Source organism: Bradyrhizobium ingae, from assembly GCF_055791185.1.
Window position 1 is genome coordinate 1 of the sequence record NZ_JBVUBB010000051.1, and the last position, 20,860, is coordinate 20,860.

The 20,860-nt window shown below is 58.6% G+C and carries 15 protein-coding genes and 2 pseudogenes; 6 read left to right on the top strand and 11 right to left on the bottom strand.

Features of this window, described 5'->3' with window-relative positions; translation table 11 throughout:
* Positions 1–177 precede the first annotated feature (177 nt).
* Positions 178–558, bottom strand: a complete 381-nt coding sequence (locus tag ACV1FX_RS38200) for an autoinducer binding domain-containing protein (RefSeq protein ID WP_473122677.1) — start codon at positions 556–558, stop codon at positions 178–180.
* A gap of 330 nt (positions 559–888) precedes the next feature.
* Here ACV1FX_RS38200 and ald point away from each other — a divergent pair, with 330 nt between their 5' ends.
* Positions 889–2,001 (top strand): alanine dehydrogenase, encoded by a 1,113-nt coding sequence (gene ald / locus ACV1FX_RS38205; protein WP_473122678.1) that lies wholly within the window; start codon positions 889–891, stop codon positions 1,999–2,001.
* Positions 2,002–2,502: 501 nt separating this feature from the next.
* On the opposite strand, the gene ACV1FX_RS38210 is transcribed toward ald, so the two are convergent.
* A complete protein-coding gene (locus ACV1FX_RS38210) occupies positions 2,503–2,979 on the bottom strand; it encodes an Lrp/AsnC family transcriptional regulator (RefSeq protein ID WP_473122679.1) in 477 nt (158 codons plus the stop codon).
* Between the two features lie 1,506 nt (positions 2,980–4,485).
* Here ACV1FX_RS38210 and ACV1FX_RS38215 point away from each other — a divergent pair.
* The 3 genes from ACV1FX_RS38215 to ACV1FX_RS38225 all read left to right on the top strand — a co-directional run bounded on the left by ACV1FX_RS38215 (position 4,486) and on the right by ACV1FX_RS38225 (position 8,450).
* Complete coding sequence (locus ACV1FX_RS38215; RefSeq protein ID WP_473122680.1) at positions 4,486–5,169, top strand: aspartate/glutamate racemase family protein; 684 nt, start codon at positions 4,486–4,488, stop codon at positions 5,167–5,169.
* 711 nt (positions 5,170–5,880) lie between these two features.
* On the top strand, positions 5,881–7,068 hold the full coding sequence (locus ACV1FX_RS38220) for an acetyl-CoA C-acyltransferase (protein ID WP_473122681.1): 1,188 nt from the start codon (positions 5,881–5,883) through the stop codon (positions 7,066–7,068).
* Between the two features lie 986 nt (positions 7,069–8,054).
* Positions 8,055–8,450, top strand: coding sequence for an aspartate/glutamate racemase family protein (locus ACV1FX_RS38225; protein ID WP_473122704.1), 396 nt, complete (start codon positions 8,055–8,057; stop codon positions 8,448–8,450).
* 328 nt (positions 8,451–8,778) lie between these two features.
* On the opposite strand, the pseudogene ACV1FX_RS38230 reads toward ACV1FX_RS38225, so the two are convergent.
* The 5 genes and pseudogenes from ACV1FX_RS38230 to ACV1FX_RS38250 all read right to left on the bottom strand — a co-directional run.
* Positions 8,779–8,871 (bottom strand): annotated as a pseudogene (locus tag ACV1FX_RS38230) (short-chain dehydrogenase); the annotation flags it as partial.
* A gap of 126 nt (positions 8,872–8,997) precedes the next feature.
* Positions 8,998–10,140, bottom strand: coding sequence for a pimeloyl-CoA dehydrogenase small subunit (gene pimD / locus ACV1FX_RS38235; protein ID WP_473122682.1), 1,143 nt, complete (start codon positions 10,138–10,140; stop codon positions 8,998–9,000).
* An 83-nt stretch (positions 10,141–10,223) separates the two neighbouring features.
* Positions 10,224–11,414 carry a pimeloyl-CoA dehydrogenase large subunit gene (gene pimC / locus ACV1FX_RS38240; protein WP_473122683.1) on the bottom strand — a complete coding sequence of 397 codons (1,191 nt, stop codon included), beginning with the start codon at positions 11,412–11,414 and terminating at the stop codon, positions 10,224–10,226.
* A gap of 135 nt (positions 11,415–11,549) precedes the next feature.
* A pseudogene (locus ACV1FX_RS38245) lies at positions 11,550–12,364 on the bottom strand (acetyl-CoA C-acyltransferase); the annotation flags it as partial.
* A gap of 129 nt (positions 12,365–12,493) precedes the next feature.
* Positions 12,494–13,672 carry a M24 family metallopeptidase gene (locus ACV1FX_RS38250; RefSeq protein WP_473122684.1) on the bottom strand — a complete coding sequence of 393 codons (1,179 nt, stop codon included), beginning with the start codon at positions 13,670–13,672 and terminating at the stop codon, positions 12,494–12,496.
* Positions 13,673–13,927: 255 nt separating this feature from the next.
* Here ACV1FX_RS38250 and ACV1FX_RS38255 point away from each other — a divergent pair.
* A protein-coding gene (locus ACV1FX_RS38255) for an IS5 family transposase (RefSeq protein WP_473122685.1) occupies positions 13,928–14,688 on the top strand; the annotation gives its coding sequence in 2 pieces (ribosomal slippage) (positions 13,928–14,246 and positions 14,246–14,688; 762 coding nt in all).
* Between the two features lie 74 nt (positions 14,689–14,762).
* Entirely contained in the window at positions 14,763–16,112 is a 1,350-nt protein-coding gene (locus ACV1FX_RS38260; RefSeq protein WP_473122686.1) for an IS701 family transposase, read from the top strand.
* Between the two features lie 193 nt (positions 16,113–16,305).
* On the opposite strand, the gene ACV1FX_RS38265 is transcribed toward ACV1FX_RS38260, so the two are convergent.
* The 4 genes from ACV1FX_RS38265 to ACV1FX_RS38280 form a co-directional block, all read right to left on the bottom strand.
* Positions 16,306–17,730, bottom strand: a complete 1,425-nt coding sequence (locus ACV1FX_RS38265; RefSeq protein WP_473122687.1) for an amidohydrolase — start codon at positions 17,728–17,730, stop codon at positions 16,306–16,308.
* Positions 17,731–18,076: 346 nt separating this feature from the next.
* Positions 18,077–19,177: an ABC transporter ATP-binding protein gene (locus ACV1FX_RS38270; RefSeq protein ID WP_473122688.1), complete on the bottom strand. Its 1,101-nt coding sequence runs from the start codon at positions 19,175–19,177 to the stop codon at positions 18,077–18,079.
* Positions 19,178–19,190: 13 nt separating this feature from the next.
* Positions 19,191–19,991, bottom strand: a complete 801-nt coding sequence (locus tag ACV1FX_RS38275) for an ABC transporter permease (RefSeq protein WP_473122689.1) — start codon at positions 19,989–19,991, stop codon at positions 19,191–19,193.
* The gene (locus tag ACV1FX_RS38280) at positions 19,981–20,775 is read right to left on the bottom strand and encodes an ABC transporter permease (protein ID WP_473122690.1); all 795 of its coding nucleotides are present in this window, start codon (positions 20,773–20,775) and stop codon (positions 19,981–19,983) included. Before ACV1FX_RS38280 ends, ACV1FX_RS38275 begins: the two co-directional genes overlap by 11 nt.
* Between the last annotated feature and the right edge of the window lie 85 nt (positions 20,776–20,860).

Below are 20,860 nucleotides of genomic sequence, written 5' to 3' on the forward strand. Positions count from 1 at the left end.
GCGCCGCCGCTCGACCGATGTGATTACCTCCGCCCTCGAAATCGTCATAGCGCTTCTCCTAGGATTACCCCTAGGACCTGCAGCGATCCCGCTCATCAGGCAAGGCGGCCCTCAATGGAGGGATACCTAAGAACGCGCTTCTGCCGCAGTAAGGTGGAGAGGCCATGATCGCAAAGGTCACAATCGCGATCGGACCTCTACTATCGTGGACCGGTATCGTGAAAGTGGCGGCTTGTTCAAACAGTTCGCGATCGCGCTCCGAGCGAATTCGTGGCCCAAGGCCAAGCCCCACCTAAAGGGGCGAGGATGGCGGACTGCCTGCCGAACTACAGGATCGAAGGATTCATAATGGCAAGCAAGGTAGTGTGCAGTCCAGGACGGCGGGCATGTCGAAAGTAGCTGCGGGACGCCTTCCGGGTCGCGAGGCAGGGCGAGATAGGCGAAGCAGGACAAGTTCAGTACATCTGCAAGCTCTGCCATGCACTGCTGAGCGGCCTCGCTAGTTGTGCTTTCGATCAGTTGATCGACAAATCGTTGAAAGGCGCGATCCATGTTCATTGTGCTGTGGTCGCTCTACCTAGAGTAGGATTCTCCAAGAGAATTCGCCCGAATATGGCGTAAGCAGGAAGAGGATAACTGATAGATACTGCTCGTTAGCTTCGATCCGTCTTGCTGCCTGACGGCATAGGAGCGTGCGTGTGCTAGCGCAGTTGGCCGAATCTCACCTCCCCGCGATAATTACTGCTGAGAGTTCGGCTAAGCCCCACCGTGCAGAATCCTGCATTGTTGCAACCGAAATCGCCGAATTTCTGCGCGTTTTGGTCGGTTGTCGGGCGTGTTTGCAACACGTTTAGGATTACATAGATGGACTTAAGCGAGGAGATTCTGATGAAGGTTGGTGTTCCTAAGGAAATCAAGACGCACGAATATCGCGTCGGCCTCACACCAGGCGCCGTCCGTGAGTATGTGAGCGCTGGCCATCGCGTGTTTGTTCAAACTAATGCGGGCGCTGGTATTGGCGCGACGGATGACAGTTATCTCAAGGCTGGCGCGACGATACTCGATTCTGCTCGAGAGGTATTTGCATCGAGCGAGCTGATTGTGAAGGTCAAGGAGCCCCAACCCCCCGAATGGGTTCAGTTGCGAGACGACCACATCCTCTTTACCTACCTTCATCTGGCTCCAGATCCGGAGCAGGCCAAGGGGCTCATCAAGTCGGGCTGCACAGCAGTCGCCTACGAAACTGTCACTGATGCGCATGGGGGCCTTCCGCTTCTTGCGCCTATGAGCGAGGTAGCCGGCAGACTTGCGATCGAAGCAGCTGGTGCGGCCCTCAAGCGGTACGCGGGCGGGCGTGGGCTGTTAATCGGTGGCGTGCCGGGGGTCCAGCCAGCGCGTATCGTCGTGATCGGAGGGGGCGTAGTCGGCACGCATGCAGCGCGCATGGCTGCGGGCTTGGGTGCCGAAGTTACGATCCTCGACCGATCATTGCCGCGGCTGCGCGAACTGGATGAACTCTTTGGTGGACGTGTTCGTACCAGGTTCTCAACAATTGAAACCGTTGAGGAGGAGGTATTCGCGGCAGATGTTGTCATTGGCGCGGTGCTCGTTCCTGGCGCGAGTGCGCCAAAACTTGTTAGCCGCAGCATGTTGAGCTCAATGCGCAAGGGCTCAGTAATCGTGGACGTCGCTATCGACCAGGGTGGATGCTTCGAGACATCACGACCGACTACACACGCAGAGCCCACGTACGAGATCGATGGCGTCATTCATTACTGTGTCGCCAATATGCCCGGTGCTGTCCCGCTTACTTCAAGCCAAGCATTGAATAACGCTACGCTGCCATTTGGCTTGGCTATCGCCGATAAGGGATTTGCGGCCGTGCTCCAAGATCCGCATCTACGCTCTGGCCTGAATGTCTATCGTGGCCGGCTTACCTATAAGGCCGTCGCCGATAGCCTCGGCATGCCATTCTCACCGATCGAACAGGCTGCGGCCTGATCCCAGAGGCCTCCCTAGGGGGCGTTTCCTCCCTGACTTGGCGGGCCACTCCTTTTGGGGTGGCCCGCCTTTTTTGTTGAACTTTAGCGCATCGTGACCCAGTACGATTTCAAGTGTGGAGCTTGGTTGAGGGTGACCCAGGAGAGCGCGATTGGTCTATAAGCTGGGCAGCACTTGCTTTTGCAAGTGCAGCATCGATCCATTCGGCTTTGCGACGAATTCGAACGCCGCAGCCGACGCGCCATGAAGGGGCTGGGGCACGCTGCTCAGTAACGGAGGCAGAGACGATCATCTGCTATAGCTTCGGCCTGACCGCCATCCTGTTGCATAGTCCACGAAAGCAGAAGGCCGACTATGTGAGCTGAACCTGACGTCCCAAGAGTCGAGTTCAAGGATGTCTTGCTATCGTTTCGGTTGATGGCTTGGAGGTGGCGGCGCTACCTTTCGACACATGATGCGAAACTCGGTGGAATTGAGAGTTTCACGGCAAGATGAGGTGTATCAGTCTCCGGATGGGGCATCGATTGGAATCCCAAAGCCCGCCTTCACTCGGTCCATTATGACCATTGTCTTGAAACCTTTGATGTCTGAGTTCTCATAGAAGAAGCGCCGAGTGAAATGCTCATAATCTTCCATGGTGCGCGCCGTGACGTATAGGACAAAATCAGCGTCACCGGTGACATAAAATCCATTGACCACGTCGGCCGATGATTTGATCGCTTTCTTGAACTTATCGATTATATCCGAGCGCTCCCGTTCCAAGGTGACTAGCACGAGCATTTGAATTGGCCTTCCTACGGCCTTCGGTGAGACGATCGAGACATCGGCTTCGATGATGCCCTCCGACCGAAGCCTCTTCAGTCGTCGCTGACACGCGGTTGCAGAGAGACCAGCTAGTTCGCCGATTGTCTCGGACGTCAGGCGATTATTCTTCTGCACGATCTCGAGGATCCGGGCATCTATTCGGTCGTATTGCATAAGCGGCTCCAGCGATGATGAATATCGTCGCAAAATCCGGGCATGCTGCAGAAATTCATCCCGCCCTATCGGAAATGCGACGCAAAATACTCCGCGCGGAGGGTAACCTGATTGCATTGGCAATTTCAACAAGGGACCATACGAGACTCTCACAACCGGCTCTAGTTGTTATCGCGAAAAGTCATCGCAGGGTTTGCGTCGTCGCGGTTTCTCTGCGGCGTGCCATACACCTATGTCCTTACTCTCCATCACGTCGCCCAGAGCGGCCTTCGCTGGAGAGAGCCGACGTTTGCTGAGCATTTGCTCCTTCGATACACCGGATCAATTTGAGTGATGACACCTACAACAGGCAGGATCATGTGTCGTCTTCGTACTGACGGTGTCCGGCGTTCATCCGTCCCGTTTCTTCGTCGGACGTCGCGTCGTTATGGTTGGAAGTCTCGTCTATGACCGCATCATGTCGGAGCTGAAGTGGCCCTTTGGTGCCGCATGGCTTTCGTCCCTTGGAAGTGAGCTCTTGCCAGTGAACGACATGCGATCGAAACGCCGGTATCGGAACGGTGGATCGAACGAGCGAATGCAAGAGCGGACGCCACTATCGCGTTGCCCGGTAGGACAGAAAACGTTCCCGCCCGCAAGATTCTCGCTGTGCTGATATCAAGACCTGGAAGAATGAACTATGCTTTCAGGCGGCCAGCAGTAACGTATCGCGTTTGCTCGCGCTCTTGCCGTGTGGACTGCCGTGCTATGAGCCGTTTCTCCGATCTCGACGCTGAACGTCGGGTACGTATGAGCGAAGAGCTTTGCGGAGTGATACGCGTCGACGTTCCGCCCCTGTTCGTCGCACGTGATCGGGAAGAGACGCTCTCAAGGTCCGACTGCGTTGTGTTGATGAATGCGGATCGAATGGAGCGGGTTGGTACCACTGGGTGAGATCTGCGAGCCGTTATCGACGTCATTCGTGGCGAAATTCATCGGCTGGTGTGCATTGGATCAATGAACTGTGGATGCTGACGGCGTGTTCAGTTCAAGCGGCGGACTGTGCCTAAGGGGTAGCTAGAGCCTTGGGCCGGGCACAGCGGTTATCCGCTCGGAATAAATGCGGCTTTTCAGTCATGGGCAAAAGGAGTAACAGAGAAACGTTCCGCGCGGCGATGATCAAAGCTTGCGATGTGATCAGGCCCCTCGCGCAGCGGCGGTCAACGTCAGCTCGCGAACGATCCGGACCGGGCAAATGCCAAAGAATCGGGCTGAATTCCTGCGTCGGAGAAGATCAACTGCAGGAATCCATCAGTCACTCGGCGGCCATTGGTGATCAGCGTCGCCATTCAGCGACTAAGGTGGCGGCCGACAGAGGAGCAGAAAGCGACGAAAAATATCACTGTCGATGCTCCTGCTTTGGAGGCTAATTCTATGGCCAAATGCTTGAAGGTGTCCTCTGTCGCGGAAAGAACTCCTCACAATGTCGAAAGCGCGATAGTGCTATAGAGCTGAGAGTGAACTATCATGGCTGAAAAAACATTGGGCATTCTCGAACTTGAGAACGAACCGGTTAGACATGCCGGATTTCTCGCGGGCCCAGGAACGTTTCAATTTCCGGTCAAGCGCGTAAAGGTTCTCGGTGCGACGGCGCGGAAGGTCACTGAGGGCGACAAATCGGTGAAGCAGGAGTACATCAAATGTGCGCGCCAACTGGAAAGTGAAGGGGTCGCGGCGATCATCGCGAATTGCGGCTTCGCCGGGTTGTTGCAGGCCGAGGTATCTGCCGCCGTTTCGATCCCGGTTGCCCTGTCAAGCCTCCTGTTTGTACCATTTGTTGCTCAAACCGTGCCACCGGGCCGCAAGATTGGCATTCTCACCTACGATGCCAACAAACTAACAGAAGATCACTTCGGGGCCGCGGGCTGGTCGTCCACCGACACGAACGTCTCTGTGGCAGGAATTGAAGGCAGCGACTCGTGGCGGCGGATGCTCGACCCTGTTCCTGACATCGCGCCGAGCGAACTCATTAAGGATGTAATGAATGCGGTGAGGGGTCTCTTGAAAGCCGAGCCCGATATTGCGGCGTTGGTATTTGAGTGCACTGGCTTTCTAATCGCATCAGAAACGGTGCGGCAAGAAACGGGTTTGCGTGTAGCCGATTGCGCCGGCTTGGCAAAGATGCTGATCGAAATGAGTCCCTCGATGTAGTCGCTGCGAAGTTCGATCACAGAGAGCTGCCGTTCGGGCGGGGCGCGGCGGTGAAGTTCTATGCGCGTATGATCGAGAAAATGGTCGTTCCGTAGAGGCGTGCTCTCGCTGCGCCCTATGCTTCCTCGCGGAGGCCGGTACCCGCGTCAACAAAGTTGAGCTGCCCGAGGGGACCTCGCGGGAATTATCACAATTTCGCAAATAGCTGGAGCACGTATTTCGTTTAGCTGAACCAAAGCAGGGCGCGAACTTGGCTGGCAAAGCTGCCCTTTTGTTCGAGAGGAGCGCGGCTTTGGCCGCTGGCGGAGGGAGACAATTCTAGAGGTGCCCTGTTCGGATTTGGACATCGCCGAGACAGCTGTCTGACTAAATCCATCGAAAAGTGGGCTTGGGTGCAGAATTGAGGCGCTAAAGCGCCCTCGTTGCACGAATACGCGTTAGATCTGGTGCGATGGTCGCTATGTAAACTGGGGCAGTCTGGAGTTCGCCATTTTGGTGCTCCTGGCACCGCGTAGGTGCGCATGATTCAGCAATGCTTCGCAATGATGATAGCTTCGGGCGATGAAATCTAGAGGAAGCATGCACCGCCGGAATTTCCGACCGCTCCTCCGATGTGGAACGCAACATCCAGACTGTGTCGGCGCCGGCGCCACGAAACGCACCAGCTGACGTAAGTTTCACATCAAGCACGTCGCAACAGGAGTTCGCTAAGTGATCGACGCCGTTATTGTTTCCACCGCCCGCACTCCGATTGGCAAGGCCTATCGCGGCGCCCTCAACGCAACGGGGGGCGCAACCCTGCTTGGGCATGCGATCGCCGAGGCCGTTGCCCGCGCCAAGGTCGATCCGAGCGAGGTCGAGGATGTCGTTATGGGCGTGGCTATGCAGCAGGGCGCAACGGGCGACAACATCGCGCGTACCGCGCTGCTGCGCGCGCGGTTCCCAGTCAGCGTCTCGGGAGCGACGATCGATCGCCAGTGCGCTTCGGGCCTTCAGGCCATCGCGCTCGCGGCGCGTTCGGTGATCTTCGATGGCGTCGAGATCGCCGTCGGCGGCGGTGGTGAGTCGATCTCGCTCGTGCAGAACGACAAGAGGAACACGTTTCACGCTCAGGACCCGGCGCTGCTCAAGATCAAAGGCGAGGTCTACATGCCCATGATCGACACCGCCGAGGTCGTCGCCAAGCGCTACGGCATGTCGCGCGAGAAGCAGGACGAATATTCGCTGGAGAGCCAGCGGCGCACCACAGCCGCCCAGCAAGGCGGCAAGTTCAAGGAGGAACTCGCGCCGATCACCACCAAGATGGCGGTGACCGACAAGGCCACCGGCGAAGTCTCGCTCAAGGACGTCACGCTGTCGCAGGACGAGGGCCCCCGCCCTGAGACTACGGCCGAGGGCCTCGCCGGCCTCAAGCCGGTGCGCGGCGAAGGTTTTACGATCACCGCCGGCAATGCCAGCCAGCTCTCCGACGGTGCCAGTGCCTGCGTGATCATGAGCGACAAGGAAGCTGCTAAGCGTGGACTGAAGCCGCTCGGTATCTTCCGCGGCTTCGTCTCCGCCGGCTGCGAGCCGGACGAGATGGGCATCGGCCCGGTGTTCGCCGTGCCGCGCCTGCTCAAGCGCCATGGCCTCACGATCGACGACATCGGCCTTTGGGAGCTGAACGAGGCCTTCGCAGTGCAGGTGCTGTACTGCCGCGACAAGCTCGGCATCGATCCGGAGAAGATCAACGTCAACGGCGGCGCGATCGCGGTCGGCCACCCCTACGGCATGTCGGGCGCACGCCTCACCGGCCACGCTCTGATCGAGGGCCGCCGCCGCAAGGCAAAATACGCGGTCGTCACCATGTGCGTCGGCGGCGGCATGGGCGCGGCGGGTTTGTTCGAGGTGCTGCAGTAATGCGTTAGTCCGGGGTATTCGTGGGAACGCCATGACCCCAGAACCTCGTGGAACAAACTTTAGATTCCGGGTTCGTTCCGTGCGAGCCCGGAATTACAAACTGGACATGAGCGCACAATCCCCTTCCAAGGGCTCCGCAGGCGGAACATCATGGTGGCCGTAGAGCAAGACGGTGGGTGCCCCAGGTGCTCACTCTCAAAGCCCATCATCATTGGGTGGCAAGACAAGGGAATCGTCCGCGCTTCGAGCCCAAGCGTTTGAGTATGCCCACGAGGAGTTCCGCGACCTCGCCGATGCCGACGTTATGCGTCCAGATTCTCTCGTTGCTTGAGCCAACTATGCATCGCTCGCTGGGGAGTGCCGATGACCCTCACTCCCGCTATTCATATCTGTGGCGTCGCCCGGCGCGATGGTCTGTAGAAACTGGATGTGTTCGGTTCCACGGAGGCCGGCATCCCCCAAGGTACTAAGGACCCAAGCATGATGCGGTTGCTCGTGAGATGAACGCCGCCCGCAGCTTCGGAGCCTGGACAGGTGATGGTTGAAACGTCGATCAGTTGGTGACCGCGCCGAGCTCGCTGAATGGTCACAGATTCCCATTTTCGCGCCGGATTGTAGCAAGCAATCGCAAAACTTGAAGCATGGCGGCTTCACTGTACGTTATAAACTCAGGCATGGCTTGGCAAACTCTACCCTCTCTTGGAATTCTCCGTCTTGAACGCGGCGTACCGCCTGGTGCCACGCCGCCAAGTCCCGCCCGTGGCTCGATCTTTCATCCAGAGACCTTTGACTTCCCCGTTATTTTTGAAACCGTAACGGAAGCTTGGGTTGAGAATGTGGTCCGCGGCGATGCGTCGCTTGGACCAGCCTTCGTTGCAGCTGCCCGGCGGCTAGTCGCGCGGGGCGCCGCAGCGATAAGCTCGACCTGTGGCTTCTCTATCCGTCATCAGCCAGCGGTCGCTGCGTCAGTGGATGTTCCCGTGGCGATGTCCAGCCTGCTCCTGATACCCGCATTGCTTCGCCAATTTCCAGCGCCCGGCAAGATCGCTGTGCTAACCTTTGACTCATCGTATTGCGGCGAGGAGCTCCTCGGCATCGATAACCCAACCGAGCGGGCGAGAATAGTGATTGGCGGCATCGAGGGTGGCAAATTCTGGCACGACGAGTTGAAACGTCCCGCGCCCCCTGCTGACCTCCCTGCGATCGAAACAGACATTGCCGCCTGCATTGCCCGACTGCGCTCCGCCCATCCGGAGATCGCGGCCATCCTGTTTGAATGCGCTGCATTCCCAAGCGTCGCACCGGCAATCCGTCGTGCTACGAAGTTGCCCGTGTATGACATCACGGACCTCTGCCGGATGACCATGGCATCCATCTCCTGAACTGTGGTCCTCTCACGACGGCCCAGCTCAAGATATCGTTTTGTCTCGTTCGGCGGCCGTGGTCAATCGCTTACGGCGTCGCAGCGCGAACCGCGGAGCGGTCGCGCAATAGCAATATCTAAGGCAATCGTGGCGCTCGAACGCTGTGTGCTCTCTTGGACCACCAAGCGCGAGCATCGTCGCTCCAGGCCGCAGCGGCGCAGTCGGCGATAAGGTGCAGCTTGCCCTCGATACCGCGTGGGCTCGAGCGCTCCCGTTGGAAAAACCATTGTCGGCACGTGCCGTTCAGTCAGCTTCAGTGGCTCGCCGACAATACATGATCAATCAACGCGAGCGGCTCCGTCGCCGCGCGCCCGATGCCGCGGCTTGAGCCGATGACGACGGCGACCTTTCCGGTGAGATCGAACGGGGTGAATTTCATTGCGATTTATCCTCGATCGCGCCTGATCGCTTGGAAAAATTCCGTCATGCGCGGGCTTGACCCGCGCATCCATCGTTCGAAGAAGGTGGATTGCGGGGTCAAGCCCGGCAATGACGTTTGTTGCCACTAGAGCAACCCGCCCGCGTCCGCCACACGGCGCTGGTGATAGTCGGTGTCGCCGAAGGAGTTCTCGATCATGGTCAGCCGCTTGAAGTAGTGACCGATCTTGGCCTCCATGGTCATGCCGATGCCGCCGTGGAGCTGGATCGACTGCTGGCCGACGAACTTCAACGACTTGCCGATCTGCACCTTGGCCGCTGCAATCGCGTTGGAGCGCTCCTTCGCGTCCTCGAAATCACTCGCCATGGTCGCGAGCATCGACATCGATCGCGCCTGCTCGGCGGCGACGAACATGTCGGAGGCGCGGTGCTGGAGCGACTGGAACGAGCCGATCGCGACGCCGAACTGCTTGCGTGTCTTGATGTACTCGACCGTGGTCGAGAGCGACTCGTCCATCAGGCCGACCGCCTCGGCGCAGAGCGCGACACGGGCTTCGTCCACCACGCGCTCGATCAGGGCGAGGCCGTTCTCGGGATTGCCGATCGCAGCATCCGCGCCGACCTCGACGCCGGTGAAGCTGATGTCGGCGGCATGCAGGCCGTCCTGAGTCGGATAGGACTTCCTGGTGACACCCTTGGCGTTCGCGGGCACCAGGAAGACGCCGATGCCGGACATGTCGCGGCGGTCGCCCTTGGTGCGGGCGGTGACGACCAGCGTCTCGGCATTCTCGCCGTTGAGCACGACGAACTTCTCGCCGTCGATAACCCAGCCGTCGCCCTTCTTCTTCGCCGTCGTGGCGACGTCGAAGAGGTCATAGCGCGAGTTCTTCTCGAGCTGGGCAAAGGCAAGCGTCTTGCTGCCGTCGATGATACCCGGCAGGTGCGCGGCCTTCTGCGCATCCGAGCCGCCATGGCGCAGGAAGCCGCCGCCGATCACGACGGTGGCGAGATAAGGCTCGAGCACGAGCGCGCGGCCCAGGGCCTCCATCACAATCATGGTCTCGACGCTGCCGCCGCCGAAGCCGCCATCGGCTTCCGCGAACGGCAGGCCCAACAGGCCCTGCTCGGCGAGCTTGCCCCAGACGGCTTTGCTCCAGCCGCCCTTCTCGGCCATGTACTTCTTGCGGCTCTCGAAATCGTGGGAATCGCTCAAGAGGCCGTCGATGCTTTCTTTCAGGAGCCGCTGCTCCTCGGTCAGATCAAAGTCCATTTCTGCTTCCTCAAGTCACTGGTCTCTGCGTGGCGGGGCGTTCCCTCGCTCTCCCCGCGAAGAGCGGGGAGAGGGAGAGGATGTCACAGTCCCAGCACCGCCTTGGCGATGATGTTGCGCTGGATCTCGTTGGAGCCGCCGTAGATCGAGACTTTGCGCTTGTTGAAGTAACTCGGCGCGATCTGCGCGGTCCAGTCCATGGCCTCGTTGGAGCCGTCGTGGCCATGGATGTCGTAGGGCGCGGCGAACGGGCCGATGACCTCCATGAGAAGCTCGGTCGTGATCTGCTGGATCTCCGAGCCCTTGATCTTCAGCACCGAGGACGCCGGATTGGGCTTGCCCTTGCCGTGCTTGCCTTCGTCGGCGATGACGCGGAGCTGGGTGAGCTCCAGCGCCTTGAGCTCGATCTCGCAGGCAGCGAGCTTCTCGCGGAAGGCGGCGTCCTGGATGATCGGGCGGCCGCCCGACTCGACCTTGCCCGCCAGCTCCTTGATACGGCGGAGGCGTTCCTTGGAGACGCCGACGCTTGCAATGCCGGTGCGCTCATTGCCGAGCAGGAACTTTGCGTAGTCCCAGCCCCTGTTCTCCTCGCCGATCAGGTTCTCGATGGGCACCTCGACATTGTCGAAGAAGACCTCGTTGACCTCGTGGCCGCCGTCGATGGTCTGGATCGGGCGCACGGTGACGCCCTTCGACTTCATGCTGAAGACCATGAAGGAGATGCCCATCTGCTTCTTGGCGGAGGGATCGGTGCGGCAGAGACAGAAGATCATGTCGGCGTGTTGCGCCAGCGTCGTCCAGGTCTTCTGGCCGTTGATGATCCACTTGTCGCCCTTGCGCTCGGCCTTGGTGCGGAGCGAGGCGAGGTCTGAACCCGAGCCGGGCTCCGAGAAGCCCTGGCACCACCAATCGTCGACATTGGAAATGCGGGGCAGGTACTGCTTCTTCTGCTCTTCGTTGCCGAAGCTGTAGATGACCGGGCCGACCATGCTGACGCCGAAGGCGAGCGGCTGCGGTGCCGGATAGGACTGCAGCTCCTCGTTGAAGATGTAGTGCTGCACGGATGTCCAGCCCGTGCCGCCATACTGCTTCGGCCAGTGGCTGACGCCCCAGCCCTTCTTGTTGAGGATGCGCCACCAGGTCACCATCTCGTCCTTCGACAGATGGCGGCCCTCGACCAGCTTGCGCCGGGTGTCCGGCGGCACGTTGTCGCGGAAGAACTGCCGCACCTCCTCGCGAAACGCCTGCTCTTCTTTCGTGAATGCGAGATCCATCGGATCCTCCTGTGAGCGTTATTCCCTATTCGTCATTCCGGAGCGCGCGCAGCGCGAACCCGGAATCCAGAAGTTTGGGCGCGAGGTTCCGGGTTCATTCGCGTGACCGCGAATGCCCCGGAACGACGAAGCCCGTTACTGCAGCACCTCAAAAAGTCCCGCCGCGCCCGTGGCGCCGCCGACGCACATGGTGACGACGGCGTACTTGGCCTTGCGGCGGCGGCCTTCGATCAGAGCGTGGCCGGTGAGCCGCGCGCCGGACATGCCGTAGGGGTGACCGACCACGATTGCGCCGCCATCGACGTTGATCTTGTCGGGATCGATGCCGAGCTTGTCGCGGCAGTAGAGCACCTGCACGGCAAGGGCCTCGTTCAATTCCCAGAGACCGATGTCGTCGACCTTGAACCCATGACGCTTGAGGAGGCGCGGCACTGCGAAGACCGGGCCGATGCCCATCTCGTCCGGCTCGCAGCCGGCGGAGACGAAGCCGCGGAAGATGCCGAGCGGCTTGAGGCCGCGCTTGGCGGCTTCCTTGTCGCTCATGATCACGGTGGGCTGCCACCGTCGGAGAGCTGGCTGGCATTGCCGGCGGTGATGCTGGTACCTTCGTCGCGCATCGGCATGAGACTGGCGAGGCCTTCCGCCGTCGTCTCGGGGCGCGGACCTTCGTCCTGCGACAGCGTGACGTCCTTGAACGAGACTTCACCGGTCGCCTTGTCGGTCCAGGCCATCCTGGTCGTGATCGGCGCGATCTCGTCCCTGAACTTGCCGCCCTGCTGGGCTGACGCGGTGCGGCGCTGGCTCTCCAGCGAATATTCGCCCTGTTTCTCGCGCGACATGCCGTAGCGCTTGGCCACGACCTCCGCGGTGTCGATCATGGGCATGTAGACCTCGCCCTTGATCGTGAGCAGCGCCGGATCCTGGGCCTGGAACAGGTTCATCTCGTCGCTATCGGCCTTTCCGCGCTGAAATACGTCAATCGGCCTCCTGTCTCTCCTGATTTCTCTCGATCCCACTTCATCTTCGCTGACCAAAGGTGCTAGTTCGCAATTGCCTGTTCCACACAGAAAACAACCAGACTAGAGCTCGAACAGCTTTCGAGGAACCGTCGCCAAGGCTTCGGCGCCGGATTCGGTTACGCGGAATGTCTCGCTCAGGACATAACCGAAATCCTCGTCAATCCAGTTACCCAGCATGAGATGGAAGGTCATGTTCGGCTTTAGTACCGTCGTGTCTCCATCCCTAAGGCTCGCGGTTGGTTCCGACCAATCGATACCAATCGAGTAGCCACAGCGCGATTCTTTCTTGAAACCCCGTTTTTCGATCGTGCGGTAGAATGCGTTGGCGACATCGCTACACGTCGCGCCGGGGCGGACAGCGCCGAGCGCGGCCCCAAGACCTGCGGCCTCTGCGTCATGTAGCCGACGCAGACGATCGGACGGCGAACCGATTATGAAAGTTCGCATCAGCGCAGACGTGTATCCATATCGGACGCCGCCAATTTCAAGATTGATCTGTGAGCCATCCCGAAAGACATCCTCGCTCCATCGAATGTGGGCCGTGCCGGTGCGTGGCGAAGAGCACATGCAGAAATGCGAAACCGCCGTTCCAGGTTTCCCGTTCGCTCCGCGCACCAACGTCCCGATGATCTCGGCTGCCGCATCAGCTTCTCGCACCCCGGGGCGTATCACTTCTGCGGCACGCAACATTGCCGCAGTCGTGATAGCAGCAGCTTCCCGCATAACTGAAATTTCGAGATCCGACTTAACGATCCGAACCCAGTCTACAGCCCTCGAGCAATCCACGATCTTCGCATTCGGCAGACGCGCCTTGAACTTCTCGTGGGCCGGCCCGCTTTTGAGTGTCAGGGAGCTCAGCTCGAGCCCTATGCCGCGGTTCGCAAGGCCACGTTCGTGAAAAAAATCGATGATAAAGTCGTAGCCGTCCCTCTCAGGGTTCGCGATGAGGTTTTCCGGGTAGCCAATTACGTTGCTATGCTGAAGGAACGTCTCATGCATGGCGGCCGGTGCATCCATGCGGCGCGTGATGAACGTCGGCTCCTCCCAGTCAATCGAAATGACGAGCCCTTGCGGGACGTACCACGAATAAGCGGTGTGACCCGAAAGGTACGCGATATTCGAAGGATTGCTTACAAAAAGTGTGTCGATGTCGCGTCGTCTCATTTCCGATTTTACGGCGGCGAGCCGACGTAGGTACTCTTCTCGCGGGAATATCTGCAAACCTTTGCCGATTGTCATCTCTTCGCTCCCTGAGACTTGTGGAAATATGTGAGAGTCTTAGGTCGAGGCGACCTCAGTTAAATGCTCCGAGATCGTGCAAAATGTTACCTGCCTAGTGACGCCGGATTTCTCCCAACAGAGCGCCAAAATCGCCGAAATGTTGCAAAGCCGAGGGAAATTGGGTGGCTTTTGAGCAATCGATGCTAAGCTAGGCTCAGGACCTATTAATTTTGATTGATGCGTGATTCAAGGTCTCCTGATTCGGAGACTTTGATGGGTGATTTGTTTCTGCTCAGCGCGCGCCAGATGGCGCGCATATCGCCGTGTTTTCCGTTGGCGCATGGCGTGCCGAGGGTCGACGACCGCCGCGTTGTCAGTGGCATCATCTATGTCATTCGCAACGGTCTGCAGTGGAAGGACGCGCCGAAGGGCTACGGTCCGCACAAGACGCTCTACAATCGCCTCATCCGCTGGAGCCGGCTCGGCGTGTTCAATCGGATCTTTGCCACCCTGGCGGCGGAAGGACCGAAGCCAGAGCGCATCATGATCGATTCCACGCATCTGAAGGCGCACCGAACGGCCGCGAGCCTCCTAAAAAAGGGGTTCTTTCCCGCTGCATCGGCCGCACGAAAGGCGGGTTGAATTCCAAGCTCCACGTCGTCTGCAACGACGTTGGCAAGCCGCTCGTCATGCTGCTCTCGGAAGGCCAGATGAGCGACCACAAGGGCGCTCGCCTGATGCTCGGAGCCCTGCCGCCCGCCTCGGCGTTGATCGCAGACCGCGGCTACGACTCCAACTGGTTCCGTGCGGCCCTGAAGGCCAAAGGCATGGAAGCCTGCATCCCGCCGACCAGAAGCCGCAAGCAGCCGCTCGTCTACGACAAAGGCCTCTATCGCTCCCGTCACAAGATCGAAAATCTATTCGCCAAACTGAAGGATTGGCGACGCATCGCCACCCGCTACGACCGATGCGCTCACACCTTCTTCTCGGCGATCTGCATCGCAGCCTCCGTCGCCTTCTATCTCAATCAATGAGTCCTGAGCCTAGCACTACTTTGGCAGATTGTCGGTTTTGCCATGCTTTATAGGATTCCCGAATCAATTTTTCAATGATTCATGGGTGGTCGGCTCTTGGAGGGCTGACCATGGCGGGATGGGAAGACGAACTTGAACGCTGGCTGATGCCGTTCTTGGACCGGCTGGGTCATAAGACGCGGCAGCGGATGTGTCCTCTGTATGTTGCAGGACTGATCGGTCCTGGCGATCGCAAGAGCGTTCAGCCGATGGCGGAGCGCCTTGCCACGGGCAACTACGACCAGCTGCACCATTTCATTGCGGACGGTGTCTGGGACGCGACGCCGCTGGAGACGGAGCTGCTCAACCAGGCGGACCGACTTGTCGGCGGTAGGGATGCGGTGCTCGTTATTGATGACACCTCACTGCCGAAGAAAGGCGAACGCTCGGTTGGTGTTGCGGCTCAATACGCCTCGACTCTCGGCAAAACGGCAAATTGCCAAACGCTGGTGTCTTTGACGCTTGCGCGCGGCGAAGTGCCAGTGATGATCGCGTTACGTCTCTTTCTGCCTGACAGTTGGACAAGCGACGTGTCTCGTTTGAAGCGCGCTCGCGTGCCAGTCGAACACCGAACGCCACGGTCCAAGCCGGAAATTGCTTTGGCCGAGATTGACCGCGCGATGGCAGCCAACGTGCGCTTCGGATGTGTGCTGGCGGATGCGGGATACGGACTTAGCGCACCGTTTCGACAAGGGCTAACAGAGCGCGGGCTGGCCTGGGCTGTCGGCATCCCTCGGCACCTGAAGGTGTATCCGGTCGATGTGAAGCTCATTTGGCCGATTACCAAAGTCCGCGGGAAACCACGAAAGCACCACGTGCCCGATATCTTATCGATTGCGGCAGAACAAATGCTGGCCAGCGCCAAATGGAAAGCCGTGAGTTGGCGCAGCGGGACGAAAGGGCGGCTGAAAGCTCGATTTGCTGCTCTCCGTGTCCGCACCGCCGACGGCCCTCCGCAGCGGATTTGGGATAAGGGTCAGCAGCATCTCCCGGGCGACGAAGCTTGGCTCATTGGCGAGCAACGTGCTTCAGGGGAGAAGAAATACTATCTCGCCAATCTCCCCGCGGCGACGGATCTGCGCACACTAGCCGCCACCATCAAGGCAAGATGGATTTGTGAGCAGGCGCATCAGCAATTGAAGGAGGAGCTTGGACTTGATCACTTCGAGGGGCGATCATGGCAGGGTCTTCATCGCCACGCCCTGATGACAATGATTGCCTACGCCTTCCTGCAGCATCGTCGCCTCGCACACGCGGGGCGGAAAAAAAAGAATCAACGGACCTCCGCCCCAACCGACCATGCCCGCCGTACGTCACGCCATCGTCGATCTTATCCTTCGGCCGCCGTCTCAGCGGTGCCCATTTTGCCGAAAACAAATCCTTGAAAAACAACGGCGCAAATAGATTCTGCCAAAGTAGTGCTAGTCTGTACAGACCAGCGCTCGTCGATGGAGATGAGAAGCACGAGCGGTCGGAGCACGAGATCAACGGGCGCAAAGCCGCAAATTCAATCGAGATTCTTCAGAAGCTCAAAAATGCGGGCGAGCGCTAATGCCGCGCCCTCCCGGCACCGGCCCGTCAACGGGCTGCCATGTCAAGAGGCGGAGCAACGTCGTCCGCAATGGGATTTTTAAACGGATTTGTGGTGCGAAACGCTTTGAACTCCTCCTTGGCGGCCATCAGAAGCCGTTTGTCCTGGAGAAGATCGACAGCGACGCCAGCAATGGCCTTCGCAGCATATGTCAATCCTTTGTGTGCGGCGGGCATCTTGCCCTGGGCCACGAGTTGCCAAGAATGCGCCGGCGTTCCCACCGCATAACACGCGACGCGACACTGCACCGTGGGCACAACCCAGCTAACGGTACCGACATCTGTTGAGCCGACCAGGAGTTCGCCGGAATAATCCAGAGGAAAGACTCTTTCGCTCAATACTTCGCCGCCGAGCGGCGTCATACCATAACGGGCGTGCGCGGTCCGAAGGTCGTCAGCAGAAAATGTTTGCTGTATTCGTGCGGCATAAGCGCGATCAGCTGCATCGAAGCCTGGGCCTCCAAGTCGAAGAAGAGTGGCCTGCATAGCCTTCTCGAGCGGACGGTTGGGAACAAGATTGGCCTCCCCGGAGAGCTGTGTCGTCTCAACGCGAGTTTCCGTCATAAGCGCCGCGCCCTGCGCGATTTTTTTTACGCGATCCACTAGATTCCACATGTCATTGAGATTCAGAGCCCGGATAAGCTGCCGCACGGACGCGCGAGCTTGCACGACGTTCGGCGCGTTGCCTCCAGCATCAGTGACGGCGTAATGAACGCGTGCGGAGGACGGAACGTGCTCACGCATATAGTTGACGCCGACATTCATCAACTCCACCCCATCGAGTGCGCTTCGTCCCAGTTGTGGGGCGGCGGCTGCGTGTGAGGCGCGCCCGTGGAAAGTAAATTCGATTTCGACGCAGGCGAGTGACAGTGCTTTGAACACTCCTGTGAAGTCGGCAGGGTGCCAGCAGATCGCGACATCAACATCTGAAAAGACGCCGGCGCGCACCATGAACCCCTTTCCAGATCCATTTTCCTCTGCAGGACATCCATAGTAGCGTACACGACCTTCTTGGCCCGTAGACGTCAACCAGTCTTTCACCGTTGCCGCCGCCAGAAGTGCTGCTGAACCAAGCATATTGTGGCCACAACCATGTCCGTTCCCCCCCGGGACGAGGGGCTTTTGAATCGCAGCACCAGCTTCTTGGCTTAGGCCAGGAAGTGCATCGAACTCGCCGAGAATGGCGATAACCGGCCCTCCCTCACCCGCCTCAGCCATCAGAGCCGTCGGTAGTCCGGCAATGTTTCTCTGGACGCGGAATCCGTGCGAGTTCAATATTCTCTCGTGCGCGGCCGCAGCAGAGAACTCCTGATAGTTCAACTCGGGCTTGCACCAGATTTCATCGCTCAGCGCATGGAAAGCTGGAGCTTTGTCATCGGCGATCTGCCAGATGGCGTCAGAATTGGGTCTCATCGTGCTGCCTCTAACCCCGTCTACCTTGCGTTGGCACGTCGCTCACGGCCCAAGCAGAACAAGCTTGTAGTCCATAAATTATGAGCCGTTTCAGCGTTCCGCGCGCAGGATTACGGCGTTCCGTTCGTCCAGAAAGTCAGCACCGCTGCGAACCGCAGCCGACACGTCCCCATTCCGTGGATGCTGGAATGACAGTTACGAGAGCGTCAAACACAAGGGCGTACCTGTCACACACCACGAACCCGTTTGGTTCAGCTGCGCTCATCCGGCTGCCGTTCAGTGCCTCTTTACTGATGGCGAGCTGACGATCCCTCGGACGCGCCTACCTCTCGGCCGACTGCCTGTTTCAGGACACGTCCAATTTTGTCGGAATGATTCGAATGTCGCTCGTATCGATAGTGACACTGAGCAGATCTCCGGGCTTTGGGTGGCGTCCGAATGCAAAACGCTCCTGCATCGTCAACTGCTCACCATTTACGTCAACCACGAGTCGAGTTGCTCCTCCGTAATATTGTGCTTGTAGTACGCGGGCCTGATGAGTGGCGCCAGCCGTGCTAGGTGACGATAGTTTGACGTGCTCGGGGCGAACTACCGCCGTGCCTGCTCCGACACTCCAACCTCCCCCGAGATGCAGTCCAGCAGACGACATAAACGTACCGTCTGTTCCTACGGCTCCATTCAGCAGGGAGCACCAACCAATGAACTTGGCGACAAAAGGTGTCGATGGTGCCTCGTAGATCTCGCATGGTGTGCCGACCTGCTCGACCTGACCAGCGTTCATGACGACGATCCGGTCGGACATAGTAAGCGCCTCTTCCTGATCATGTGTTACAAAAAGAGTCGTTACATCGACCTTACGCACGACCTCCCGTAATTCTTCGCGCATGCGCACGCGCAACTGCGCATCCAAATTCGAGAACGGCTCATCGAGAAGGAGTACCGCAGGTCGCATGGCGAGAGCGCGCGCGAGCGCTATACGTTGTTGCTGCCCGCCCGAAAGTTGTCCTGGAAGGCGATGAGCCAAATGAGCTAACTCGACAAGCTTGAGCATTTCGTCGACGCGTTTCTCGCGCTCGTGTCGCGGCCACTTCAGGTTCTCCAAGCCGAACGCGATGTTTTCCGCCGCCGTCATATGTGGAAACAAAGCGTAGCTTTGAAACACCATTCCAGTATCCCGTCGATAAGGTGGTTGGTGAGTCATATCCACGCCATTGATGCTAATCGTTCCGGATGTCGGCTCTACAAATCCGGCAACCATGCGCAACGTCGTTGTCTTGCCGCAGCCCGATGGCCCAAGCAGGCAAAGCAGCTCGCCACGGCGCACGGCAAGTGAGGTGCTTGCGACAGCTGCCATTTCACCGTAGTATTTCGAAACCGAACGTAGCTCGACGACGATATCGTCGTATTCTCGCGCAGAACCTTCACATTGCTTCGACAGCGCCAGCATCGTCTCTCCTCGGTTAGGCTAATCTGTCAGCGCCGATCAGACGCTCGATTGTCAGAATCACGAACAATGTCACTGCGATCATCAGGCTCGATACGGCAGCCACGAGTGGATCATAGCTGGTGTCCACATACGCAAAGATTTGTACCGGAAGGGTCGCGTGACCGCCGTAGGTGAGAAACGAGGACACCGTCACATTTCCAAACGATGTCACGAACGCAAAGATAGCGGCGGACAGCAAGCCGGGCATGATGAGGGGCAGCGTAACGCGGCGAATGACTCGCAGCGGGGTAGCACGAAGGTTCATTGCTGCCTGTTCGAGTTGCTGATCGTACAGGGCCAGGCTTGCGAGGATCGTACGCACGACGTACGGAATCGCGAGAACGAGATGGCCCAGGAGCAACGGATAGATTGTCTGGGTAAGATCCAGCGACGCGAAGAGCTGCAACAACCCGATGCCGAGGACAACGGCCGGAACAATCAGCGGCGAAAAGGCAAGACCTTGCAGAAATGTCTTTCCTGGAAAGGAATATCGGTTGATCGCGAAAGCCGCCGCAAAGCCAATCAAGAGTGCGATCGCCGCAACCAGCACGGCAAGGTACGTGCTCGTCCAGAGCGCGGTCATGAACAAGTCGTTCGCGAACGCCGCTCGATACCACCGTAGGGAAAACCCCGGGGGAGGGAAATTCATTGTGTTGCTGCTGGTGAATGATGACACAATGACCAGAAGCGCTGGCACTGCTAACATTGAATAGACGAGCAAGCGAACAAGGACGCCCGAGATAAACATCAGATCGTCGATGAGATCAGATCGCATGAGTGCGCCCTTTCATGATGAGGCGAGATGCAGCCAGGGCGTTGAGCGATGCTGTGAAGCACAGCCCACTCACGAATAATATGAAGGCCATTGCTGCGCCAAAGGGCCAGTTCAACTCGGTCATGATTCGCTCGTAGATCAGGCTCCCGATCATCGCGACGCGCGTCCCTCCGATGAGACGCGGCGTGACGAATGCTGAAATGGACAGCACAAACACAAGGTTGAACCCGACAAGAATTCCGGGAATCGTAAGCGGAATGATAACCTTACGGAACGTTACGAAGCGGTTCGCGCGCAGATTCGCTGCCGCTTGTTCAAGCACTGGATTTATTTGGGTGACAACGCTCATGACAGACAAGATCATGAATGGAAGAAACTGCTGCACCAGCACAATCAGCACGGCCGGCCGACTGAAGAGGAAGCCTTTCGGCGATGATAGGGCGCCGAGACCTACAAGAACGGAATTAAGGAGACCGTTGCGACCAAGTATGATAAGCCAGCCAAATACAACGACCACAAGGCTAAGTGTTAGGGGCAGGATCACAATAATGGTCCGCCACCGCCGCGCACGAGGCGGCAGGCGGGCAAGTGAATAGCCGGTCGGAAAGCCGATTATCAAACAGATCAGGCTGACGATAAACCCGTCGGCAAACGTCTCGACCAGTACTGACGCGTAGTACGAGTCCGAAAAGAAATGCAAATAATGCTTAAGCGTGAAGCCACCGCCTTCAAGAAGATGATCCCCTGAAAGGAAGCTCGACCGCAGCAAACCGAACACGGGCATCACCAGAAATCCGGTAAGAAGCAAGACCATCGGGCCCAATAGCAGTGCCAAACCTACGATAGGGCGGTCGAGCCGAGACGGGTTC